At 64.0% G+C, this 18,705-nt stretch carries 15 protein-coding genes; 1 reads left to right on the top strand and 14 read right to left on the bottom strand.

Features of this window, described 5'->3' with window-relative positions:
- Position 1: 1 nt before the first annotated feature.
- The 4 genes from QTI51_RS09635 to QTI51_RS09620 all read right to left on the bottom strand — a co-directional run bounded on the left by QTI51_RS09635 (position 2) and on the right by QTI51_RS09620 (position 1,809).
- On the bottom strand, positions 2-463 hold the full coding sequence (locus QTI51_RS09635; RefSeq protein WP_286515897.1) for a gp53-like domain-containing protein: 462 nt from the start codon (positions 461-463) through the stop codon (positions 2-4).
- Complete coding sequence (locus tag QTI51_RS09630) at positions 460-954, bottom strand: hypothetical protein (protein ID WP_286515898.1); 495 nt, start codon at positions 952-954, stop codon at positions 460-462. Before QTI51_RS09630 ends, QTI51_RS09635 begins: the two co-directional genes overlap by 4 nt.
- Position 955: 1 nt before the next feature.
- Positions 956-1,258 (bottom strand): gp53-like domain-containing protein, encoded by a 303-nt coding sequence (locus QTI51_RS09625; protein ID WP_286515899.1) that lies wholly within the window; start codon positions 1,256-1,258, stop codon positions 956-958.
- An 80-nt stretch (positions 1,259-1,338) separates the two neighbouring features.
- On the bottom strand, positions 1,339-1,809 hold the full coding sequence (locus tag QTI51_RS09620; protein WP_286515900.1) for a hypothetical protein: 471 nt from the start codon (positions 1,807-1,809) through the stop codon (positions 1,339-1,341).
- On the opposite strand from QTI51_RS09620, the gene QTI51_RS09615 reads away from it, so the two are divergent.
- Positions 1,802-2,497, top strand: a complete 696-nt coding sequence (locus tag QTI51_RS09615) for a hypothetical protein (RefSeq protein WP_286515901.1) — start codon at positions 1,802-1,804, stop codon at positions 2,495-2,497. The genes QTI51_RS09620 and QTI51_RS09615 overlap by 8 nt on opposite strands.
- Before the next feature lie 284 nt (positions 2,498-2,781).
- Here the strand turns inward: QTI51_RS09615 and QTI51_RS09610 are convergent, their stop codons facing one another.
- From QTI51_RS09610 to QTI51_RS09565, 10 genes are all read right to left on the bottom strand, one after another.
- Positions 2,782-3,483: a hypothetical protein gene (locus QTI51_RS09610; RefSeq protein WP_286515902.1), complete on the bottom strand. Its 702-nt coding sequence runs from the start codon at positions 3,481-3,483 to the stop codon at positions 2,782-2,784.
- Entirely contained in the window at positions 3,483-3,800 is a 318-nt protein-coding gene (locus QTI51_RS09605) for a hypothetical protein (protein ID WP_286547601.1), read from the bottom strand. The genes QTI51_RS09610 and QTI51_RS09605 overlap by 1 nt, the downstream gene beginning before the upstream one ends.
- Positions 3,800-5,890, bottom strand: a complete 2,091-nt coding sequence (locus QTI51_RS09600) for a phage tail fiber domain-containing protein (RefSeq protein WP_286515904.1) — start codon at positions 5,888-5,890, stop codon at positions 3,800-3,802. Before QTI51_RS09600 ends, QTI51_RS09605 begins: the two co-directional genes overlap by 1 nt.
- A 23-nt stretch (positions 5,891-5,913) precedes the next feature.
- The gene (locus QTI51_RS09595; protein WP_286515905.1) at positions 5,914-10,233 is read right to left on the bottom strand and encodes a hypothetical protein; all 4,320 of its coding nucleotides are present in this window, start codon (positions 10,231-10,233) and stop codon (positions 5,914-5,916) included.
- A 15-nt stretch (positions 10,234-10,248) separates the two neighbouring features.
- Complete coding sequence (locus tag QTI51_RS09590) at positions 10,249-11,070, bottom strand: glycoside hydrolase family protein (protein WP_286515906.1); 822 nt, start codon at positions 11,068-11,070, stop codon at positions 10,249-10,251.
- A complete protein-coding gene (locus tag QTI51_RS09585) occupies positions 11,067-13,715 on the bottom strand; it encodes a hypothetical protein (RefSeq protein ID WP_286515907.1) in 2,649 nt (882 codons plus the stop codon). Before QTI51_RS09585 ends, QTI51_RS09590 begins: the two co-directional genes overlap by 4 nt.
- Entirely contained in the window at positions 13,715-14,308 is a 594-nt protein-coding gene (locus QTI51_RS09580) for a virion core protein, T7 gp14 family (RefSeq protein ID WP_503011492.1), read from the bottom strand. Before QTI51_RS09580 ends, QTI51_RS09585 begins: the two co-directional genes overlap by 1 nt.
- A gap of 405 nt (positions 14,309-14,713) precedes the next feature.
- Positions 14,714-17,035: a phage nozzle protein gene (locus tag QTI51_RS09575; protein WP_286515909.1), complete on the bottom strand. Its 2,322-nt coding sequence runs from the start codon at positions 17,033-17,035 to the stop codon at positions 14,714-14,716.
- Entirely contained in the window at positions 17,035-17,607 is a 573-nt protein-coding gene (locus QTI51_RS09570; RefSeq protein WP_286515910.1) for a phage tail tubular protein A, read from the bottom strand. Before QTI51_RS09570 ends, QTI51_RS09575 begins: the two co-directional genes overlap by 1 nt.
- Before the next feature lie 65 nt (positions 17,608-17,672).
- The gene (locus tag QTI51_RS09565; RefSeq protein ID WP_286515911.1) at positions 17,673-18,662 is read right to left on the bottom strand and encodes a major capsid protein; all 990 of its coding nucleotides are present in this window, start codon (positions 18,660-18,662) and stop codon (positions 17,673-17,675) included.
- Between the last annotated feature and the right edge of the window lie 43 nt (positions 18,663-18,705).

Raw genomic sequence — 18,705 nt, 5'->3', positions numbered from 1 at the left:
TTCAGTATCCAATGACGAGCCACGAAACCGTGTACGCGGCGGTGCAGAACAGGCTGAAGGAGGTGTTGCTGTCCAGGCGGACGCCCGGTGTGTAGCCCGAAGAGTTGCCTCCGATTACCGTGGCGAAACCGGTGATCGCGGCATGAGGGAAGGTGATGCCGTAGTTGACGCTGAGCGCTACATTGGCCGTCGGCAGGGTATTGGTGCCCCACGCGAGGATTAGGCCGCTGGGCAGCTTCTGCCAGCCGTTGCCGTTGACGTTGCCCTCCAGCCCCACGATGCCTTGGTTGAACGTCACCTTGCCATCCGTGCCCACAGTGAGGATGTCCTGCGTCGTAGCGTCTTTCAGCCCGCGTGCGAGCTTCATGGTGCCGTCGGGGACTGCCGGGGTCTGCAGGGTGAAGTTCTGGGCGGCTGTGGCGCTGATGCCCACTTGGTGGGCGCGAACGATTACGTTGCTCATGCTGTTGCCTCGTAGACCCCTGACAGAGCGAGCTTGGCGACACCGAGGGGAATGGAGTTGTCGTAGTTGAAGACGGCAACCTGCTGCGTCCCGGGAGAACTCATCATTCCGGCGAGCGTCCGTCCGGTTGAGTAGTTCTCTCGACCGGTGCACACGCCGATGTTGGCGTACGGGAAGGGCAAGTTGAAGTACAAGCTTCCCGAAGCCGAGCCGACGTTGTTGATCTGGAGGTACGTGTAGAACCAGACGGTTCGCCCCATCTTCTTGTAGTACGTGACGCCCGTGGCGTCCCCGAACCCGCCGCCCTGCGGGAAGGGGTTGGACTGGAACGAGAGCCAAGCGGAGCCTGTGTCTCCCGTGCCGCCCGAGGCGAAGGCCAGAGGCTTGGTGATCAGGGTGAGCCCGTTCGTCGTGTCCAGTTTGGCGAGGTCGACCCCGTTCACTCCGAGATAGGCGTCGTTGGCCGTACCTGCACGAATAGATGCTGTCATGTCAGTATCCGATTGCTATCCAGCTACCAGCGACGCCGATTTGCGAGCCGGTCGTGCACACCCAGCCTTGGGCTGCAAACGCAGTCCTGGACTTGTTCTGGTAGGTCAGAAGGTAGGCGCCGGTCGTATCTGTCCCGAGGCTGATGGCAAGGACGGCAGTGGGAAATGCGATTGGGAATGTGACGGTGACGCCTGAGCCCGACGTGTTGGTGATGGTTCCCCACTGCACGATGAGTCCGCTGGGCAGCTTCTGCCAGGAAGACTGGCCGAATGCGACTTGGAACTCGTCCGCGAACTTCTGCATCGTCGCGATGCTTAGGTCACGGGCGCCCGTGGCTGGTGACGCGGCCACGTAGCTCAGGCCGGTCCCGTTGATGCTTGCAGTCAAATTACTGTCCAGGTTGAGCCGTCTGGGATCGTGTACGACGAGCCCTCGGCGAAGGTGAGTGGTCCGGTGGACGAGGCGTTCTTTCCGGTGGTGCCGACGTACACACCTGTGATCGTCTTGGTGTTCTCGTAGAACACGTCGTCGTTGCCGCCGCCCGTTGCGCCGCCCAGTGATCCCCAGGTCGTCCCGTTGCCCCCTTCGAATCGCTTGGCTTCATTGTTGAAGCGGAGGTTGCCGGCGGTCGCCGCTGGGCGCTGGGCGGTGGTGCCCGAGGGCAGCGTGGCGGCGCCAGTCGCTGCGGTGATCTGCACGGAGGTCGCAAGGTTCGCCTTCGCGGCCAGAGCGGTCGTCATCGTTGACGAGTCAGCTTTCAGGTTCAACGCGGTCTGCGTCGCGGTCGAAATGGGCAGGTTGGCCGGCGCGGTGTTCGCGACGTTGCCCAGGCCGACGTCGGATGCGTTGATCACGACCACGCCTGTCTTCGAGTTCACCGAGGTCACCGGGCCGCCGTTGATGCTCGCTGCGCTGGCCGCAGCCGCTGCAGCGCTGTTCGCGGCGTTGGTTGCACTGGTGCCCGCGTCGCTCGCCTTGGTGCTCGCAGTGGTCGCGGAGCCTGCAGCAGCGCTCGCCGAGTTCGCCGCATTCGTTGCCGATCCAGCGGAGGCGGTCGCCGAGTTGGCGGAGTTCGTGGCGGACGTGGCAGCGGCTGTTTTGCTGCCGTCGGCGGCGGTTGCACTGCTGGCAGCGTTTGTGGCCGACGTGGCGGCTGCCGTGGCACTGGTGGCCGCATTGGTCGCCGACGTGGCCGCCGCGTTCTTCGAGGCGAGGGCGTTGGTCTCTGAGGTCCCTGCATTTGTCGCAGACGTGGCCGCAGCGGTCTTGCTGGTGTTGGCCGCCGTCGCGCTGTTCGACGCGTTTGTGGCCGACGTGGCGGAGTTGGTGGCGCTTGTAGAGGCGTTCGTCGCCGATGTTGCGGCGGCGTTCTTGGACGCCAACGCGTTGGTCTCGGAGGTCGCCGCTGCGGTCGCAGACGTTGCCGCTGCAGTTGCGCTCGTTGCCGCGGCATTCTTGGACGCAAGGGCTGCAGCCGCACTGTTTGAGGCGGCGGTGGCGGACGCGGCGGCATCGGCTGCGCTCTGCGGCACCGCTTGGTAGAGCGCGATTAGCCCAGCGACGTCCTTCGCGAGCGATCTCAACTGAGCGGAGGTGGGCGCCACGCACCAGTTGGTGCCGGTATAGCTCGCCCCCTCATACACGCGGTCGATTCGCAGGCTTTCGTCAGAGACCACCGAGGTGACCTCGTACATGTCCATCAGCGGTCCGATGAACATGTCGCCGAGCTTCACGTTCGTTGTGAACAATGAGCCCGCACCCGAGACCACGTTCGACCCTTTGGTCAGCGCGATGGTCCCGGTTCGATACCAGAGAGTTGCCATGGGTTAGGGGATGTTGTCGAGGCCGACGACCATGTAGCGGTTGTCGGTCCCGTTGTTGCCTGAATACGGCCAGTTGCTTGGGAAGATGTCGGCCTGGGAGAAGGGGCCGGTGGCGTTGGTCGCCACGACCTGGTTCTGCGTGGTCACGCTGTTCCCAGAGACCTGCACGACGCCCATCGTTTGCGAGATGAACGCCATGAAGTCGGGGTTGGGGCCGACGTTCGTGTACTGGATGAATCTCTCGGTGGCGCTGTAGGTCTGCCACGGGATCACCGCGACGTTGTTGTTGGCCCAGTAAGTCGGACCGCCAGTACCGTCGTGCGATCCCAGGATGTTCATGATCGGCCGCCCCGTGTCGTAGATCAGGGACTGGTTTCCATCGAACACCTGCAGGCCGTAGTTGAGCCCCGAGGGCTGGTGTTGGGAAAAGATCCAGCAGTCGATGCCGACGAACCCGTTGGTACAGATGAACGTCACCTGATTGCCGTTGCGGCCCAACACTGCGGCCCAGTTCCCACCTTGCGGTCGGAAGGCCAGGATTTCACCGGGGTAGACAGTGATGCTCCCCAAGGCCGTGTTCATGTGCGTGTCGTAGTTGTTCACGCCGGTCACGATGGTCTGCTTGCGAAGCAGCGTGACGTGAGGGGTCGAGCCGTCGATCTGGACGTGCCCATCGTCCCCGTAGACTTCAAGGCCTGCTGTCATCAGCGGACTCCAAAGTACACGGAGCAGGTGTTGGTCTGCCCGTAAGGCGGCGGTGCGGAACGTGTGACGATCATCTGTGAACCTGAGAATTCAATTCGTGGCGCGGTGGACTGAGGCACGACGTCGTAGTCGCCGAACTGGAAGTTCGATCCGTCGAAAACGTAGAACGCCCAGGGGATGCCGGTGGTTAGCCGTCCGTCTGTGTAGACCGATTGCCCGATGCCCGGTTGGACAACCCCGAGCTGCCGGGCCACGCGGAAGTTCGTGTCGAACGTGAGAACGCCGTTGGCGTCCCACACTTGCAAACCTGCGGGCATTACCAGACCCCCATGCGAACGCGAAGGCGGTTGTTCTCGTCGTAGACCAGCGTCTGTGATCCGGTAATGACCGTGCGGAGGCCAGCGGGGTTGCCGGTCACGAAGGTCCCAAAGTTCGCCGAGAGCGCTGAGATGCTCGGCGTGCTGATGCCAGCCGGGGTGATGTATGTGCCAAGACCCGAGACGTTGTACGGGCTGAAGCGCGTCTGGTTTGGGTTGCACGGCGCTACGAACGGCTTGGTCCAGAACAGGTAGCTGTCGGTCTGGCCGGTGGCGTGGGAGGACTTGCGGAGAATGAGCCGCGCGGTCGCGGCGCCAGCCGGGGGCAAGATGAACCCTCCAATGCGCTTGTACCCCGTCAGCAGCACGCCTCCCTGGAAGCTCTCTGCGGCCTGCGCATCGGTCTGCCCGGCCACCAGTGGTGCGGATGTGATGAACGTCCCATCGGACGCATACAAATACAGGTTGATGTCGGCGGAGCATCGATGCACGCCCACGTAAGCCGAGTATTCGTAGCGCTCCCCACCGGTCACTGGGATCGGGTCAGACAGCATGTAGGCGCTCTTCGACGCGATGTCGGTCACACCGTCGGTTGCCGACTGTCGGATGTAGTGGGTGTTGCCCGCCGCGACCGTCCACGAGGACAGGTTCATTGCGTACGCACACCAACCCAGCGTATTCCCCCCGATGTTCCACTGCCGAGGTAGGTTGTTCGCCTGCTCGATGAACTCCGAGTTCCACGCGCGGTTGGTCCCGCCCGTGACGTCGAGCTTCTCGACAGTCACAGAGCCCGCCTTGATCTTGTCGGCGGTCACAGCGTCTGCGGCGATGGCTCGCGCCTCGACGGCACCATCCACAAGAAGCCGGCCAGGGTAGGTCTTGTCGCCCATGACGTTCGCAGGAATCACGAACGTTGGAGATCCGTCTACGTTGCCGGCAACGAACATCGGCTTCAGTGCGCCGTTGGGGGCGCTGGAGTCAGCGAAGACCAGCCGGTTGGCCATCATCACAATCTCCGAGCCGGACATGTCGTCGTTGTCGGTCGCAGCGAGGCCAATCGAAGCCATGACCGGCTTGCCGTCAGCCCGCTGCACGGCGGCCTTCAGGGTGTACTGGGCGCTCAGGCCTGTCACTTTGCCGTCCACGGTATCGATGGACGTCTGCATGTCTTCGATGACCTGCGCGATGTTCTCGCCGATCTGAGTCTGCAACGCCGTGATCTGCTGGGCTAGCGCACCATCAGCGTTCACGCGAGCATCGCGCTCAACTTGGATCAACGCAGTCGCGTCATTGATCTGGGCCTTTACCGTCAGAATGTCCTTAGCCTGGGCCACATGCGAATTTGCCTCGGCGATGGCCGAGGTGATGATTGCGGCGTGCGTCAGGTCTTCCAGGCCAGGACCGTCAAGCTCTGCGACCACCGAGTCGATGCGCGAAGACATTGCCATGTCGTTGCCGACGAGCGTTGCGATCTGCGAAGAGACCGCTGCCTGCAGGTTGTTTTGCTTACTCTCAACCTGATCGAGGCGCGTGGTCAGTGTCCCCGTCGTGGCATCGAAGCCGGCGATGGTGTCGTTGATGAGCTGCTGGACGGCTGCCTGTGCGTCCTGCACGTCGGAGAGCCCCGAGGTGAGGGCCCCGATGGTCTGCAGGCCGGCGGTCAGCAAGCCCTGCGAGTAGCTCAGGGAGTCCAGTGCACCCGAGAGGGTCTCGATTTCGTTGGTGATCGTTGAGACCACTGAGGACACCGAGCCGGCGATGCCGCCGCTACGCTCTTGGATGAGGTACAAGACCTGCAGCCGCGCCCGGTTCAGGTCCGCCGCCGTCATCAGCGAGGCGTCTTTGAACTCGGCGAATGCGTCGAGGTCAGGAGTCTGGCGGAAGATCTTGATCTTCTCGCCGTCAGGGAGAGGCTCTCCGAAGAGAGTGTGGATGTCGAGAGTGTGGTCGTCGACAAACTTGAAGAGGGCCGGTGCCTCGTCCCGCGTGACCATTACGTCAGAGCGGGAGAGGTACGGGAAGTTGAAGACGAAGCGCGTGGTTGCGCCGTCGCCCTCGTAGCTCACGAAAGGTTGGTAGATCGTCGTCATGGAGAACGGCGACCTACGTCGCCTTACTGGTTGGGATTGCCCCCGAGCGCCCAGGTCAACAGACGGGTCTGCTGAGACAGAGGCACGAGGACACGGGCCTTGCGGCGAAGGGCGTCTTTGTCGCCACGGGCGGACGCGCCAACCATGTCGGACACGTCCTGAAGCTGACCGAACCATGGGCCGGCAGCATTTGCGAGGGCGCTGTTTTGGCTGAACTTCCCGGAGCCGTTGTCGATGCTGATGCCCGTCGTTTGTTGAAGCATCGGGTTCAGCACCTTCACCCCGGCGTCAGCGTAGGAGCCCGTCCAGCCGAGAAGGCCGGAGCGCTGAACGATCTGGTAGCCCCAGGCCGCCTTGTTGTCCGACAGCTTCTTCACGCCGTCCGGGCCGTCCTTCTTGTACGACTGGATCACCGTAGTCATCAGCCCCGCAGCCATTGCGATTCCCATGGCCTGAGCGAACTTCATGTGGTCACCGGTGACGGCGCCGTGCTGAAGACCAGCGCGAATGAAGTTGTTGCCGAACTGGAACGCGTAGCTCTGGAACTGCAAGAACATCTTGCCGTACCACCTGTCCATCAGCAGTGGGGCGTTACCGAAGCCACTGGTGTAGCTGGCACGCTTCTGCGTCTTGACCAGGGCGGCCTGGAGTACGTCAGCCATCTCGCTGCCATGCGGCTCTTGGAGCCACTTGCTGGCGTTCGGGATGAATAGGCCGCGCTCACTGGTCTCGCCGTGTTTGTCGAATAGGCGGGCGAGTTGCTTGGCTTCCCACTCGCCAATCCCGATCTTCGCGAGGTCGGCCTTGCGTCCGACTGCGAGGCCCGCGTACTCACCGACCCACTTGCGTAGGTTGTTGAGCTGCACAAAGCCAGCGGTGCGACGCACCATGTCCGAATAGCCCTTGAGCAGGGTCACCTTGTTGATCGCGTCGCTGGCGCCGGTCAGCGCCCGGTCGATGTTGCCGGTCAACGTCCGCGTCAGCCCATCGCCGAAGCCGAGGGTGTCGCGACCGCTACCGTTGCCCAAAGCACGCTCGGAGAACTGCATGTGGGCCGCGTGCTCCATAGAGCCCATGATCCATTCCAGCTCTTGCGCACCCTCGTGCCCGGCCTTCGCCATCTTTAGGATTTCAGTGAAGTCGCGGGCGCCCTTCAGGGACAGCGACCGGAGCACAGAGCCCGGCGCAGCAAACCCGGCAGTCGCAAGGTCGCCCAGGGCTCCCAGGATGAAGCCGCCTTGATAGCGCAGCAGTGAGACGTGCTTCAGCTTCTCAGCCGCCCACACGACCCCGTTGTCGTCCTTCGCATCTTGATGACCCGCGATGCGCCGGTATCCGCCCTCGATGTCTTCGAGGTTGGCCCTGCGCGTGGCTGCGAGACGGGCCCGCTCCTTGTCGCTCTTGGCGGCGCCGATCAGCTCGTCATAGTGCCGGCCCACCTCGGCCATCACGTCGCCCTTGGCGCGGCCATCGAAGGCTTGGTGCAAAGCGAGGGTGCCGCCCATGTCGGAACCGTAGCGGTCCAGCATGTGGATGGGGTCGGTCTCGACGAACTGGCCGTCCATGAGGGCGCGGTAGTTGTCGGGAGTCCAATCGAACTGGCGTTCCTTTAGCCGTCCCGAGGTGGGCTGGTTGTCCATCAGCATCCCGCCAGGAGCGCGGTCGTCACCCCGGAGGTGGTTCGTCAGCTTCTCGGCGTACTGGGCGGCGGGTGAGCGCTTGGCGTCCTTGGATAACGCCCAGGCCTTTTTGCGGACTTCCCACGAAGCCCCGTCGACCTCGCGCTTGGCCGCTGTGACCTCCTTGCGGAGCATGCGGGCCAGCGAGATTGCACGGGCACGGGCGACGCGTACCTCGTCGAGGTGAGCCTTAAGGACCTCCAGGCGGTCCTGGTCACCAGTTAGGCGGTCGCGTAGGCCTGGAGCCAGCTTGCCTTCAGGGTCGTGCTTAGCGAGCGCAGCGGCGTCCTTCTCGACAGCAGCCTTCCAGTCCGCGCTGTTGCGCATCTCATTGGCCGTGGCGTTGAAGTCCGCCATCGCTTGCTCGTGCTCAGCCCGCGCCTTCTTCAGGTCGGCGTAGGCTTCGCGCAGCTCCTGATTGAGCGTGCTTCGGCTCGAACCCAGGGGCGAGGTCTCGGGCAGTGCTTGTCCCGTCTCTGTGGGGCCGTGAGGGGCCTCCATGGCGTTCTTCTCGCCGCGCAGGAAATCCACCACGTCCTTGGCGTCGCCGAGGTTGGCCTCGGTCTGCCGGGCGCGGGCGCCGTGGGCGTCGAGTCGGTGGCCGTTCGCTTCCATCGACGCCTTCACGTCGTCAGCGAGACCCACAGGGTCCGGGTGCCGCGCCAAGATGGCGTTCACCTTGGCCTCGGCGGCCTCTGCGGCCCGCGTGGTGGACGCGAGGTTGCGCACATGGATGCCGGACTCGATGGCTGCGCCTTCGGCCTTCAGGGCCTTGGCGTTGAGCTTCTTCAGGTCTTTGTTGAAGGCCTTGAAGTCGCTCAGCACGTCCTTTGCGCGGTCCATGGCGTCGGCCTGATCCTTTAGGGCACCGGCGTGCGCGTGCTCCAGCGCGATCTGGCGGTCCAGCTCTTGGGAGCCGGTCCACTCCCGGAGAATCTCCAAGCGCTTGGCGGTGTCCTTGCCCTCGGTGATTTCCTTCCACGACTTGGGCTTCGGCTCGGGCGCCGGCCTGCCGTCGACCTTTACAGGCGGCGGGGCGTTCGGGTCCTCGATGTGACCGCGCTCGATCAGCCATTCGTCCATCGGACGGTTGTGAATCTGCTGCAGCACCACGCTTTGGAACGCCATGGGGTTCCGGTCGATGGCCTTCTTGTTGAACAGGGTAGGCCCACCGTACTCGCCGTCCACGCTCAGGCGCGGATCGGCGGCCCCCATCTTCACGGCGCGGTCCCAGAAGTCGTTGTAGAACTTCGTCTGGTGGGCCACTGCCTTGTCGACCCCAGCCAGGATGGTCTGGGCCTGCTCGGGCGTGTGGCCCTGCGACTGCAGCGATGCCAGGATGCGGTCGGTGGCGCCGGAGTCCTTGGTCTTCAAACCAGCGAGCCGGTCAGCCATCGCCCCGAAGAAGGTCTTCTGCGTTACCTGTGCCCGGTCCACGGCGCCCAGCGTCAGCACTCGCCCAGCCGTAGCTGCTGCATTGCCCAGGCCGCTGGCGCCGAGCGCCTTGTTGGTCTCGTCGAACGCGCTCTTGACACTCCCTTGGGCGTGCGCGATCTGCTGCTGCGCGATGGTGCGCAGGGTCTCGGCTTCGACACCCTGGCCGATGCCGTGGGCCATTGCCTCGCTCATCACGCCGCCCGTGTCGTACAGCCGGAACATGGCCGCGCTACCGGGGCCGGAGTAGTTCTGGAGCCGGGCGAGCGGGGTCGAGCCGACCCACGACATCTTGTCGGCTAGCCAGCCTGTGATGCCGCGACGCTTGGCGATCTTCAGGTCTTCATCAGTAACGCGGGGGCGGTCGGGGTCGACCCGGGCCGCGCCGATGCTGTCGTTCTGGTTCGTGACGCGCGTGCCTTCCTCGGGGAGCTGGCCGGGCAGGTGCTCGTTCAAAGCAACCTTGTCGAGGTTCTCGGGCTTCAGCGGGTTGTTGGGGTTTCCGGGGTTCAGCGGGGAGTCCGGGTGCACGCTCTTGAAGATGCCGCCCACGGTTGCTCCGAGAGCTATGGAGGACCCGATGTTCATGAACGATTCCTCGTTCGTGCGGGTCACGTCACTGGAGCGCAGGACGGCCTCTTGCGCGGCGGAGTCGGCGAGGCCAATGGCTGCGCCCTTGCCGACTCGGGCCAGCAGTGAGCCGGCCTTGAGGCTGTTCAGAGCGGCGCCGCCCGAGGCGAGTAGCGTGATGTCCATCATCGACGCGACCATGTTGAGTGCGAAGCTGCCGCCTTCGCCGGCCTCAACGGTCGTGCGGGCGTCCTTGTTCCAGCGAGCAATCTGAGCCAGCCGGTCGAACTGCTGCTGCGTCTGCGCATCGCGGAACCAGCCGTTCGCCAGCTCGGTGCTCAGATCTTCGTAGCCGGCCTTCTGCGCATAGGCGTAGGGGTTGAAGGCTGGGTCATAGAGCGGCTCGTGCGGGTCAGCGTCCGCATGGACTGCCGCTGAGAGCACGCCTTGGCCGAGGATGGTCTGGGTCGTCCATGTGGCCTTCGCCACGTCAAGCGCATCCGGGTCGTGGATGTGCGCAGCGGCGGGGTCCGTGAGGCTGTGGACGTTGTAGGTGGCGCTTGGCGGCGCCGTGAGCATTGGGGCCGCAGGGAGTTCCTGGGCGGAGACGGAGTTTGAGAGGGGAACCGCAGTGGATGCGGCGAGTTGCTGTTGGTCCATACGGTTCCTGGGGGATCAGTTGCGGTCTTGGGCGTTCACGAAGCCGAGGCTCATGTCGCCCGTGGCCGCGCCGGTGTCAGCGGGCGCTGCACTTGCGATCTGGGTTGGTTTCGAGTTGCGAAGAAGGAGGCCGAGGTAGCCGTCGGCTTCGACGCGGCGGCGCAGGGGTAGGCCCTTGATGGCCTTGTCTCGGACGCTGCCAGCGTTGGCGATCATCTCGGCGATCTTGTGCGGGTCCTCGCCGCGATTGATCGCGTCGGGGATGCCCGTGTTCTTCAGGCCCTTCTGGCCGAAGTTGTAGATCATCGAGACCAGCGGGGCACGCTGGTAGTCTTCGAGCGGCACGGTGATGAGCTGGTCGAGCAGCTTGTTGTAGCCGTAGATCGCGACGTCCCGGAGTTGGTCGCCCTCGGCCACAGTCATGCTGCGCTTGCCACTGATGATCGCGTCGTAATCGCTGATGCCGGCCTGCGCAAACGCGGCCCGGCTCTCAGCGTCCGAGTGGGCGTCCAGGTTCCAGCCGCGACCGATGGTCCGGTAGCCCTTGGGGTCCTTGTAGACCGAGCCCACGAAGCCTTCGGCCCCGAGATAGCTCTTGGTCTGATCGATCCAGTTGCCCGAGACGGTCTTGGCGCCTTGGAAAGGTTGTGTCACTGCTGCGTTGTCTCGCATGAAGGAGTTGATGGAGTCCATGTCCCAGCCCCCTGCGGGGCGGTACTCGGCACTGCGGCGCCACGCGTCGGTCTGGGTCGTACCCTGCGCCGTCATCTTGTCGATCTGGGCTGCCAGGGCTTGATCCATCACGTCGCTGGCGTGGATGGGGTCAGGCGTGTTCACTTCGTGATTTCGTTCGTGTGGTAGCGCTGCTGCAGGTACTGAGCGCCCGCGTTGGCCGCTGTGGCTGCATTGCGTTCGCTCTGCCGCCTCTGGAAGTCGGCGCGTTCCTTGGCGAGTGCGTCGGCCTTCGTCCGCGCGTCGCCGTCCACCGTGAACACCTGCTTGACCTGCCAGCCGTTCTGGCTGCTGACTGGGTCGTAAGTGCCATCGTGGGTCGCGATGTAGCCCTTGGGCAAGTTCTTTGCGAACCACGCCTTGGCTTGCGCTTCGTCGGTCGGGACCTTCTCGGCGGTTGTCACTGGGCTGGTCGCGACCAGCGAAGCCACGTCAACGTCGCCGGCTGAAAGGGCGCCAAAGCCTGGGGCCAGCGGCTTGTTGACCGTCGAGTCGCCCGAGACCATGCGGTAGTCCTGGCCGGGCATGAACTGCACCGCAGTGCCGTCCTTGCGCATCAGACGCATTGCGCCGCCGCTGTCCGGCTTCTCGGTCCACAGGTCGTCCGCGCCGTTGCCCACGTAGGGGAAGCGCTTTGCGATGCTGTCCATCGACGCACGGGCGTTCTTGATGGGGTCCTCGACCTTGTCCAGCGCGTTCTTCATCTGGAAGCCAGCGAAGATCGGCGGGAAGCCCTTGGCCGTGGAGTAGACGTGGCTCGGGTCCGCGTTCAGCGGGTGGTCGAAGGACCGGCCCGAACCGTTGAAGGGATCAGGGACGGCCACGAAGTTGCCATTGATGCCGGGTACCGGGATGTAGTTGCCAGCGGCGCCGGCCATCACAGTCTTCACCGCGTCTTTCACGTCGGCCTTGCCGCCGTTGATAGCAGCCTGGAGCGCAAGGTTGTCGGCCACTCGGGCGAGCAGCGGGTTCATGTCCTTGTCCTGCAGACTCACCTTGCCGGTGAACCAGCCGTCGCGCCCCATGCTCCCCGCGAGCGTAGACCCGAGCGCGTCGCGTACATCCTTCTCGGCCTGGGCACGCTTGTCCGAGGCTTGCCCGGTGAGCTTGGCGAAGTCCCACCGCCCGTCGCTTGCGGCGTCGGAGAGCCGCTTGGCGGCCTCGGGGTTGTCCTTCGCGGCCTGGAGCACCGTGTTGATGTCCTGGCCTCCGCCAGCCTTGAGCTTCAGGTAGTTGTATCGGTCCTGTGCCTGCTTGTTGTCACCGAAGTACAGCCCGATCTGGTCCTGGCCCACATAGGGGGACTTCTCGATCTGCTCGAAGTAGCGATACGCGCGGGCGGCCTTGTTCAGGTCGGTGCCCATAAGGGCGCCAGTGGTCAGGTCGGTGAAGGATTTCGACTGACCGAATGGCGCAGCCTTGCGGTGCAAGGCACCCCCGACCCACGCTGCCATTTCCTGGGCGGTGCCGTCGCTGTCCATGGGGTCGATGTAGCCACGGGCGCCCAAGGTTGCACGGGTGCTCGGGAACGCCCCTCCGGCAGAGTTCGTCACCACGTCGATCAAGCCCGCGTCCATGAATTTTTTCGTGGTCGCTTCGGGTGATTCACCGGCCCGCACGCCGTACCCGATGCCATCGTTCTGCCCTTGGAAGGTCCCGTTGACAGCGGCGGAGTACAGGTTGGCGCCGGCCTGCTTCTTCGACAGGTGCTCCATCAGCGTCCAGGCGGCTCGAAAGGGCTCGGTGCCCGTGCCGTGCACGGTGTCGATGGCGCGTGCCTCGGTAAGGAGATTCGCCACGTCGCTCGGGCGGGCCAGGGGGTTCCCTGCGACCACTGCGAGCTTTTGCTGCCAGGACGAAACAAGGTTCATGGCCTCTTCGGTCTTGATCTTGTTGACCTGCAACAGGTGCTGCTGCTTGATCTTCAGATACTGATCGGGGTTCCGGTCGGCCCATCCGCTGTCGGTGAGCGCCTTATCAGCGGACAGCGCTTGCGTCTGGTTTTCCACGTTGCCCATGAACGAGCCGATGATCGCATCGGCCTTCTTCAGGTCGCCATGCGTCACGGTCTGGACACGGGCGGTGAGGTCCGCGAATTGGCCTGGGGTGACCCCGCCCTCGCTGCGAATCTGGCGGATGCCGTCGCTCACGATGGTGTGCGTCGCGGTTTCTTCCTGATCCTGGGCACGCTGGGCATTGCCCTGGGACACGAGGGCCTCGGCCTGTTTCGTGTAGCTGTAGAGGACGCGGGAGTCGTAGTCCTTGTCGCCAGTGTTCTGGTAGTTCTGCTTGAAGAACTGCGTGGCTACAGCCTCGGGGTCCTGCGTGCCGTCGCGCGGCATGTCGCGGAAAGCCTTGCGCAGGCCCTCGGTCATCTCGAAGGCGTGCGTGTCCGCCGCCGAGGTCTGGTACGCGCCTGCATAGGCCTGCCGGGTGGCGAGCTGGGGATTCATAACCTGCCCAGTCTTCTGGTCGACCACGGCCTGCTTCGCCATGGCCTGGTTCTCGCGGTCGATCTGGACCAGCTCCTGGCGGTGCAGGGCGTTGCCGACCTGATCGACGCTGTTCGCCGCCGCGCCGAAGAACGAGTTCAGGGCGTTGCCCACGGCGTCTAGCGCAGGGGCCGCAGACTCGACGTGAGCTCCGGTGGCTTGGTAGCTCGCCGTGTTCACCGAGGCTGCCGTCGAGATGTCCATGGTGCCCGGGGTGTCCGGGCGGTAGGAGCGTTGTCGTTGGTTGTTGCCGTCCATTACCAGTCTCTGTCGGTCGGGGCGCGACCGTTGGTGTTGACGCCGTACTTCGACAGGTCGTAGTCGGACGTGAAATTCTTGGCCGAGTCAACGGCCAGGGACTTGCTGTACGCGCCAGCGCCAGCGCTCACGGCGGCGGCGCCGACCTGTGAAAAGAACTTGGTCTGGTTGGCGCCGAGCATTGCCTCGTCGACGGCAAGCTGCGACTGGTTGTTTGTCTGCAGCGCAGCCATCTTGTCGCGTGCCGTGGCTTGCTGGTTGGTCAGGCCTGCGTCAATGCGCGAGAAGTCGTCCGCCGCACCGGCGGTGATGTTGATGGCGTTGGCAGCCAGCGAGGGGCCACCCTGTGCGGCAAGCACACGAGCCATCGACACCTGCTGGGTCGCCTTGCGGGCGCGGTCCGTTTGCTGTTCGAAGGCCTGCGCTGCGGCGGCACGGGACTGCTCTTGCGCGACGCGGTAACCCTCAGCGGTATTCGCGTTCTGGGCCTCGGCCTGTGCGATTACCGCTTTGTCACTTGATTGCTTCTGAGCGTAGGCGCCGGCTGCTGACACTGCCAGCGTCAGCAAGGGGATCAGGAGGGGAAAGCACATGGTAGTGGGGGATGAGTTCCGGCATCTGCATCCCGACCAATGGGACGAAGCCGAGCCAGTGCAGCCACCGTAGGTGGAGCGCGTTGCCGCGCCAAGGGGCGCAGAGAAGAAGCGGCCAACGCTCATGCGCTCGGGTCACGAGCGGTGCGCAGGCGCGAAGAAATTGGATAGGGTGGCGCTCGACTTCATGGGAGCACAGCATCCAGATGGAGCCGTGATCCCCGCAGTCGCGGACGCCCCACAAGGCGAGAGGGAGGCCGCTGTTTGTGCAGACGGTCTCGGTGATCGCGGAGAGCCCTACCGCCTCCCGTACGGTCCCGCCCGACAGGGCAAGCTCGTGTCGGTCATCGGGTCGCAGGTGCGTCTCGATGTTGTGAGTATCGGAGGCGGTAGGGGTTCGTAAGATCATTTGCGTGCGTTGGTGTACCGACCTTCCAGGGTTAGGCCGGTGACGCACAGAGGGCCTGTGCTGGTCGTGGTGAGGGTCAGAGAGCCCACGTCACCCTTCGAGTTGAAGGGCACGCTGAAGCTCACGTCTTTGGCGATCTGCGGCACGGGGACGGAGTCAACCATGCGCGGCGAAACCGCTGTGACCATCGGAATGCGGTCTGGTCGAGTGACGGTCGCCACGAAGTCGCAGGAGACCATGGCGTCAACGACCACGCGATTGACCTGTAACCGTCCGAGGGGCGTCGTCTTCTCGTCTACCGAGGGGTAGAACGGTGAGAACGTAGCCGTGCGGGCATAGCGCAAGCCGATGAAGCCGCTGGTGCTATTGGGCTTCTGCGGGAAGTGGCCGAGCCATTGCTGCCCGTCCCAGACCGTGGTCAGGGAGTACTCGCGATACCAGCCATCACCCTCGTCGATCAGGACGATCAGGTTGGGCACTTGGCTGTACCCGGCGGGGTAGATGACCTCACTGCGTTGCCGGGCGACATTCCACGAGACCTGGACCGGGGTGGCGAAGTCCAGCCGCTTGTCGGCCACCATGTCCTCGCCGAGGCCAGCCTCAATCTTCACGCGGAGCAGCACTAGCTGGCTATGACCGATGCCGGCGATGTACAGCGTGTCTTCGTAGACCCAGTGGGAGAGGATCGAGTCCACGCCCGCGAAGGTCAGCTTAGACCATGCATTCTGTGCTCGCTCTTGGTCCTTCCAGTACGAGGTCTGCATGTACAGGCGCGAGGGGTCACCATCAGCCCAGAGGTACACGCGCCCCGATTGGGACGCGCCACGGATTCGACGCACGTGACCGGGCACGTAGCCCGGCACATGCTTGCCCAAGTCGGTCGCCGTGTTGTTGTCTGTGGCCTGCTCGTACTGGTACTCCCAAAGCGCTGAGCGCCCAGCCATCGGGCCGGCGTAGTAAAGCGCGTCGCCGATCACGTCGGGTTCGCAGTCGCCGTCGAGCTGATAGCGCGTCGCCACGCCGATCACTGCATCGGTTGGGGTCACGGCCTTGTCGCCGGGCACCTCAAGCTGTGCGTTGTCGCACAAGACCATCAGCTTCGACCGGAAGCCCATCAGCCATTCGATGTTCGCGACGTCCTGCGTTTCAATCGGCAGCGTCACAGGGTCAGCCGGCAGAACTTCCCGCGCGGACTCTCGCCAGAAGTTGAACAGGTCGTCCGCTTGGCTGGAGTAGATCGCGTCGTTGGACGCGAACCAGAGGCGCCCCTTCCATTGCGCCATCGCGGAAATGCGCTGGTTGGCGAAGCCTGCCCATGGGTTGCTGTCGTCGTCGCCAACCTTCCGGGCCACCCAGTCGCAAGGCACCAGCTCGAAGCCGTTGGCCGTGGTCTGGTGCAGCCGCATGGGCATGGCGCCGGGATACCAAGAGCCGGAGGTGGCGCTCAGTGTGGGCAGGTAGGTCGACTCAACCCAGGCATTGCGTGCCGGATCGTACTGGACGTAGTAGGTTGACTTTGTATCGCCCTGGCCCAGGTCCACCTTGATCGGGACGCCGCCCTCGAACTGCGGAGGCAGATCGGTAATGGCGGAGACGCTGCCTTTGATAAGTAGCGAAGCGGTTTCGTCCCAGTCGTTGGAGTACATGAAGCTCGCGATGAGCGCAGCGGAGCCGGTCACTCGGATGACATTGCCCGCGACGCGGAAGGACGAGATGCCGGGCATGTTGGCGGCGATGTTGTTCGCCAAGCCGAGAGCCACGAAGTCGCGGGTTACGTTGGAATTCGCCGGGAGCGCCCAAGTAGCGACACCCGAAGCGCAGGTAGCCGAGAACGTCTGGGCTGCTGTCGAGACCTTCTTGACTACGAGGTAGGCCGTTGTAAGCGCTGGGGCGGCAACGAACTGAGGCGTCACGGCCACGTCGGTGTTCAGGATCAGCGTGGTGTCGCTGATCGTCAGGAAGCGCAAGGAAGCCGTAGCGTTCGCGATGTAGTTGGTCGCGTATGCGCCCACCGTCAGAGTCGCCAGGGCGCCGGTGTCAGCGTTTCGCACCTCAATGGTCCCGTACTCGACGCGCCGCAGAAGAACCCAGCGCTGGCCGTCAGAGGTGCGGAAGAAGTGGTGGCCTGTCGCGGCGTAGTTCAGGCTCGACAGCGCACCAACCAGCTGAGTTCCGGGGCGGTCAAGGAAGCCGGCGTAGTCCACCGAGGGCAGGAAGTTGTCCAGCTCCTGCATTTGGCTCGGCGAGCGCTGGAGATGCGCCTGCCGGCTCACGCCATGGTAGAGACCACCAATGCGTGGTTGCAGAAGTCCGTCCATCAGATTCCTCGTCGGATCACCTGCCGACGCAGCCAGTAGAGGTCTGCGTTGTTCAGGATGTTGAAGTCGTCGGAATCGCTCTCGGCGTCACGGGCATCGGCCACGGCCTCCGCTCGCTCTTCTTTCGCGAATTGGTCGAGCTGCGCTGAGCCCACGTACGCCCGCTGGTAGGCCATGGAAGCCCGTCCGACGATCTCGCGCTGTACGTTGAACGGGCAGGCTTCGAAGGGGAAGTTGCGGATCATGGTGACGTCCACGGGAGCGGTGAACGTGCTGACCTGCTTGTCGGCGTCCCACAGGGTGAGACCGCGCTGCACGTAGTTCACCTGGGGATCGATGGGGTCCACGAACAAGACGTCGGCGGGCACGGCGATGACGCCGCTTGCGTCGGGTGTCAGCGTGACCTTGTTGTCTGTGTTGAAGTCCCACCCCTTTGCCAATACCTTCGTGGTCTCGGCATCGAGGATGGCGCTGGCATTGGCGAAGTCACCGGCGCCGGCCACCTCTACGAGGATGACCTGTTCGCCGACAGCCACCAGCATCTGGTTGATTGCTTGGAGTCGAGAAAGCATTGGGAAAGAGACGAAGAAAAAAGAGGCCGACCTCGAATGAAGTCAGCCTCTCTTTGGGGAACCGCTTAGGCGGTCTTGAACTCCACGGCGTATTCGCTGCGGAGCGTGCCGTGACCCTTCACGACCTTCGCGACCATGAAGTCTTCCTGGCGGCGCACGTCGCGGTCGGTTTCAACCGTCACGTCCACCAGCGACAGGGTCGCCGTCGCGTCCTGCAGCCACATCAGACCCGTGGTCTTGCTGTAGTCCGCGCGGTACTTCGAGTACACGCTGGTGACAGCGGTCTCGTTGGCCGTGGGCAGCAGGTTCGACGGCATGATCGTTACGCCTTCGAAGCGGATCGCTTCGGTCACAGCGGAGCCCAGGCCGGCAGCAGCGAGGTTGATCATGCTGTTCAGGTTGATGAAGTTGCCGTTGCCGTCGGTCGCGTACTTGATCGCGTCGAACACGGTGTAGTTCACGACCATGTAGATCGTGGCGCCCACCGGGATGTTCTTCGCGTACAGGGCACGCTTCGCCTTGCGGATGGCGTCCATCCAGGCTTTGCCGCTCGTACCGTCGACGTTGGTCAGGCCAGCGTCCACGATGAGCGTGCCGCCCGAGCCCGGGATGGCCGAGGAGGCTGCCGTACGAGCGGCCAGTGCCACCGAACGGAACACGTTCTGGTCGATGGTGCGGCCCAGGACAGCGCCCATTTCGGTCGTGATGGGCGAGCGCACGTCGAAGTGCGACATCAGCACGTCGAGGTCCCACAGGGCATGGCTGGCCGTCAGGGGCGCGTCGACCGTGATGGTCACTTCGTCCGTCAGGAAGCCGTTGCCCAGGAGTTCCTGACCGCGCGTGATGTACTCGGCCACCGACACGCCAGTACGCGGGAACTGCCAGCTCTTGCCGGCGCCGATGGACTTCTCGCGCGTCTTGCCGGCGGTCAGGGTGTTGGCCGTCAGGGCCGTGAGCACTTCGCCGCCGAACTGCTTGAGGAAGAGGGCGCGGTCGTCCGTGCCGGATGCGCCAGTACCGAAGGCAATGGGATTGCCGTTATCACCAAAAGACATTGCGTCTTCTTTCTTTCAAAGGGGAGGAACGGCTCCGCCCGGC

This window comes from Variovorax sp. J22G73, assembly GCF_030317035.1.
Taxonomy (GTDB): domain Bacteria; phylum Pseudomonadota; class Gammaproteobacteria; order Burkholderiales; family Burkholderiaceae_C; genus Variovorax.
The sequence above is the reverse complement of the archived record's forward strand: the minus strand, read 5'-3'. Positions and strand labels throughout refer to the sequence as shown.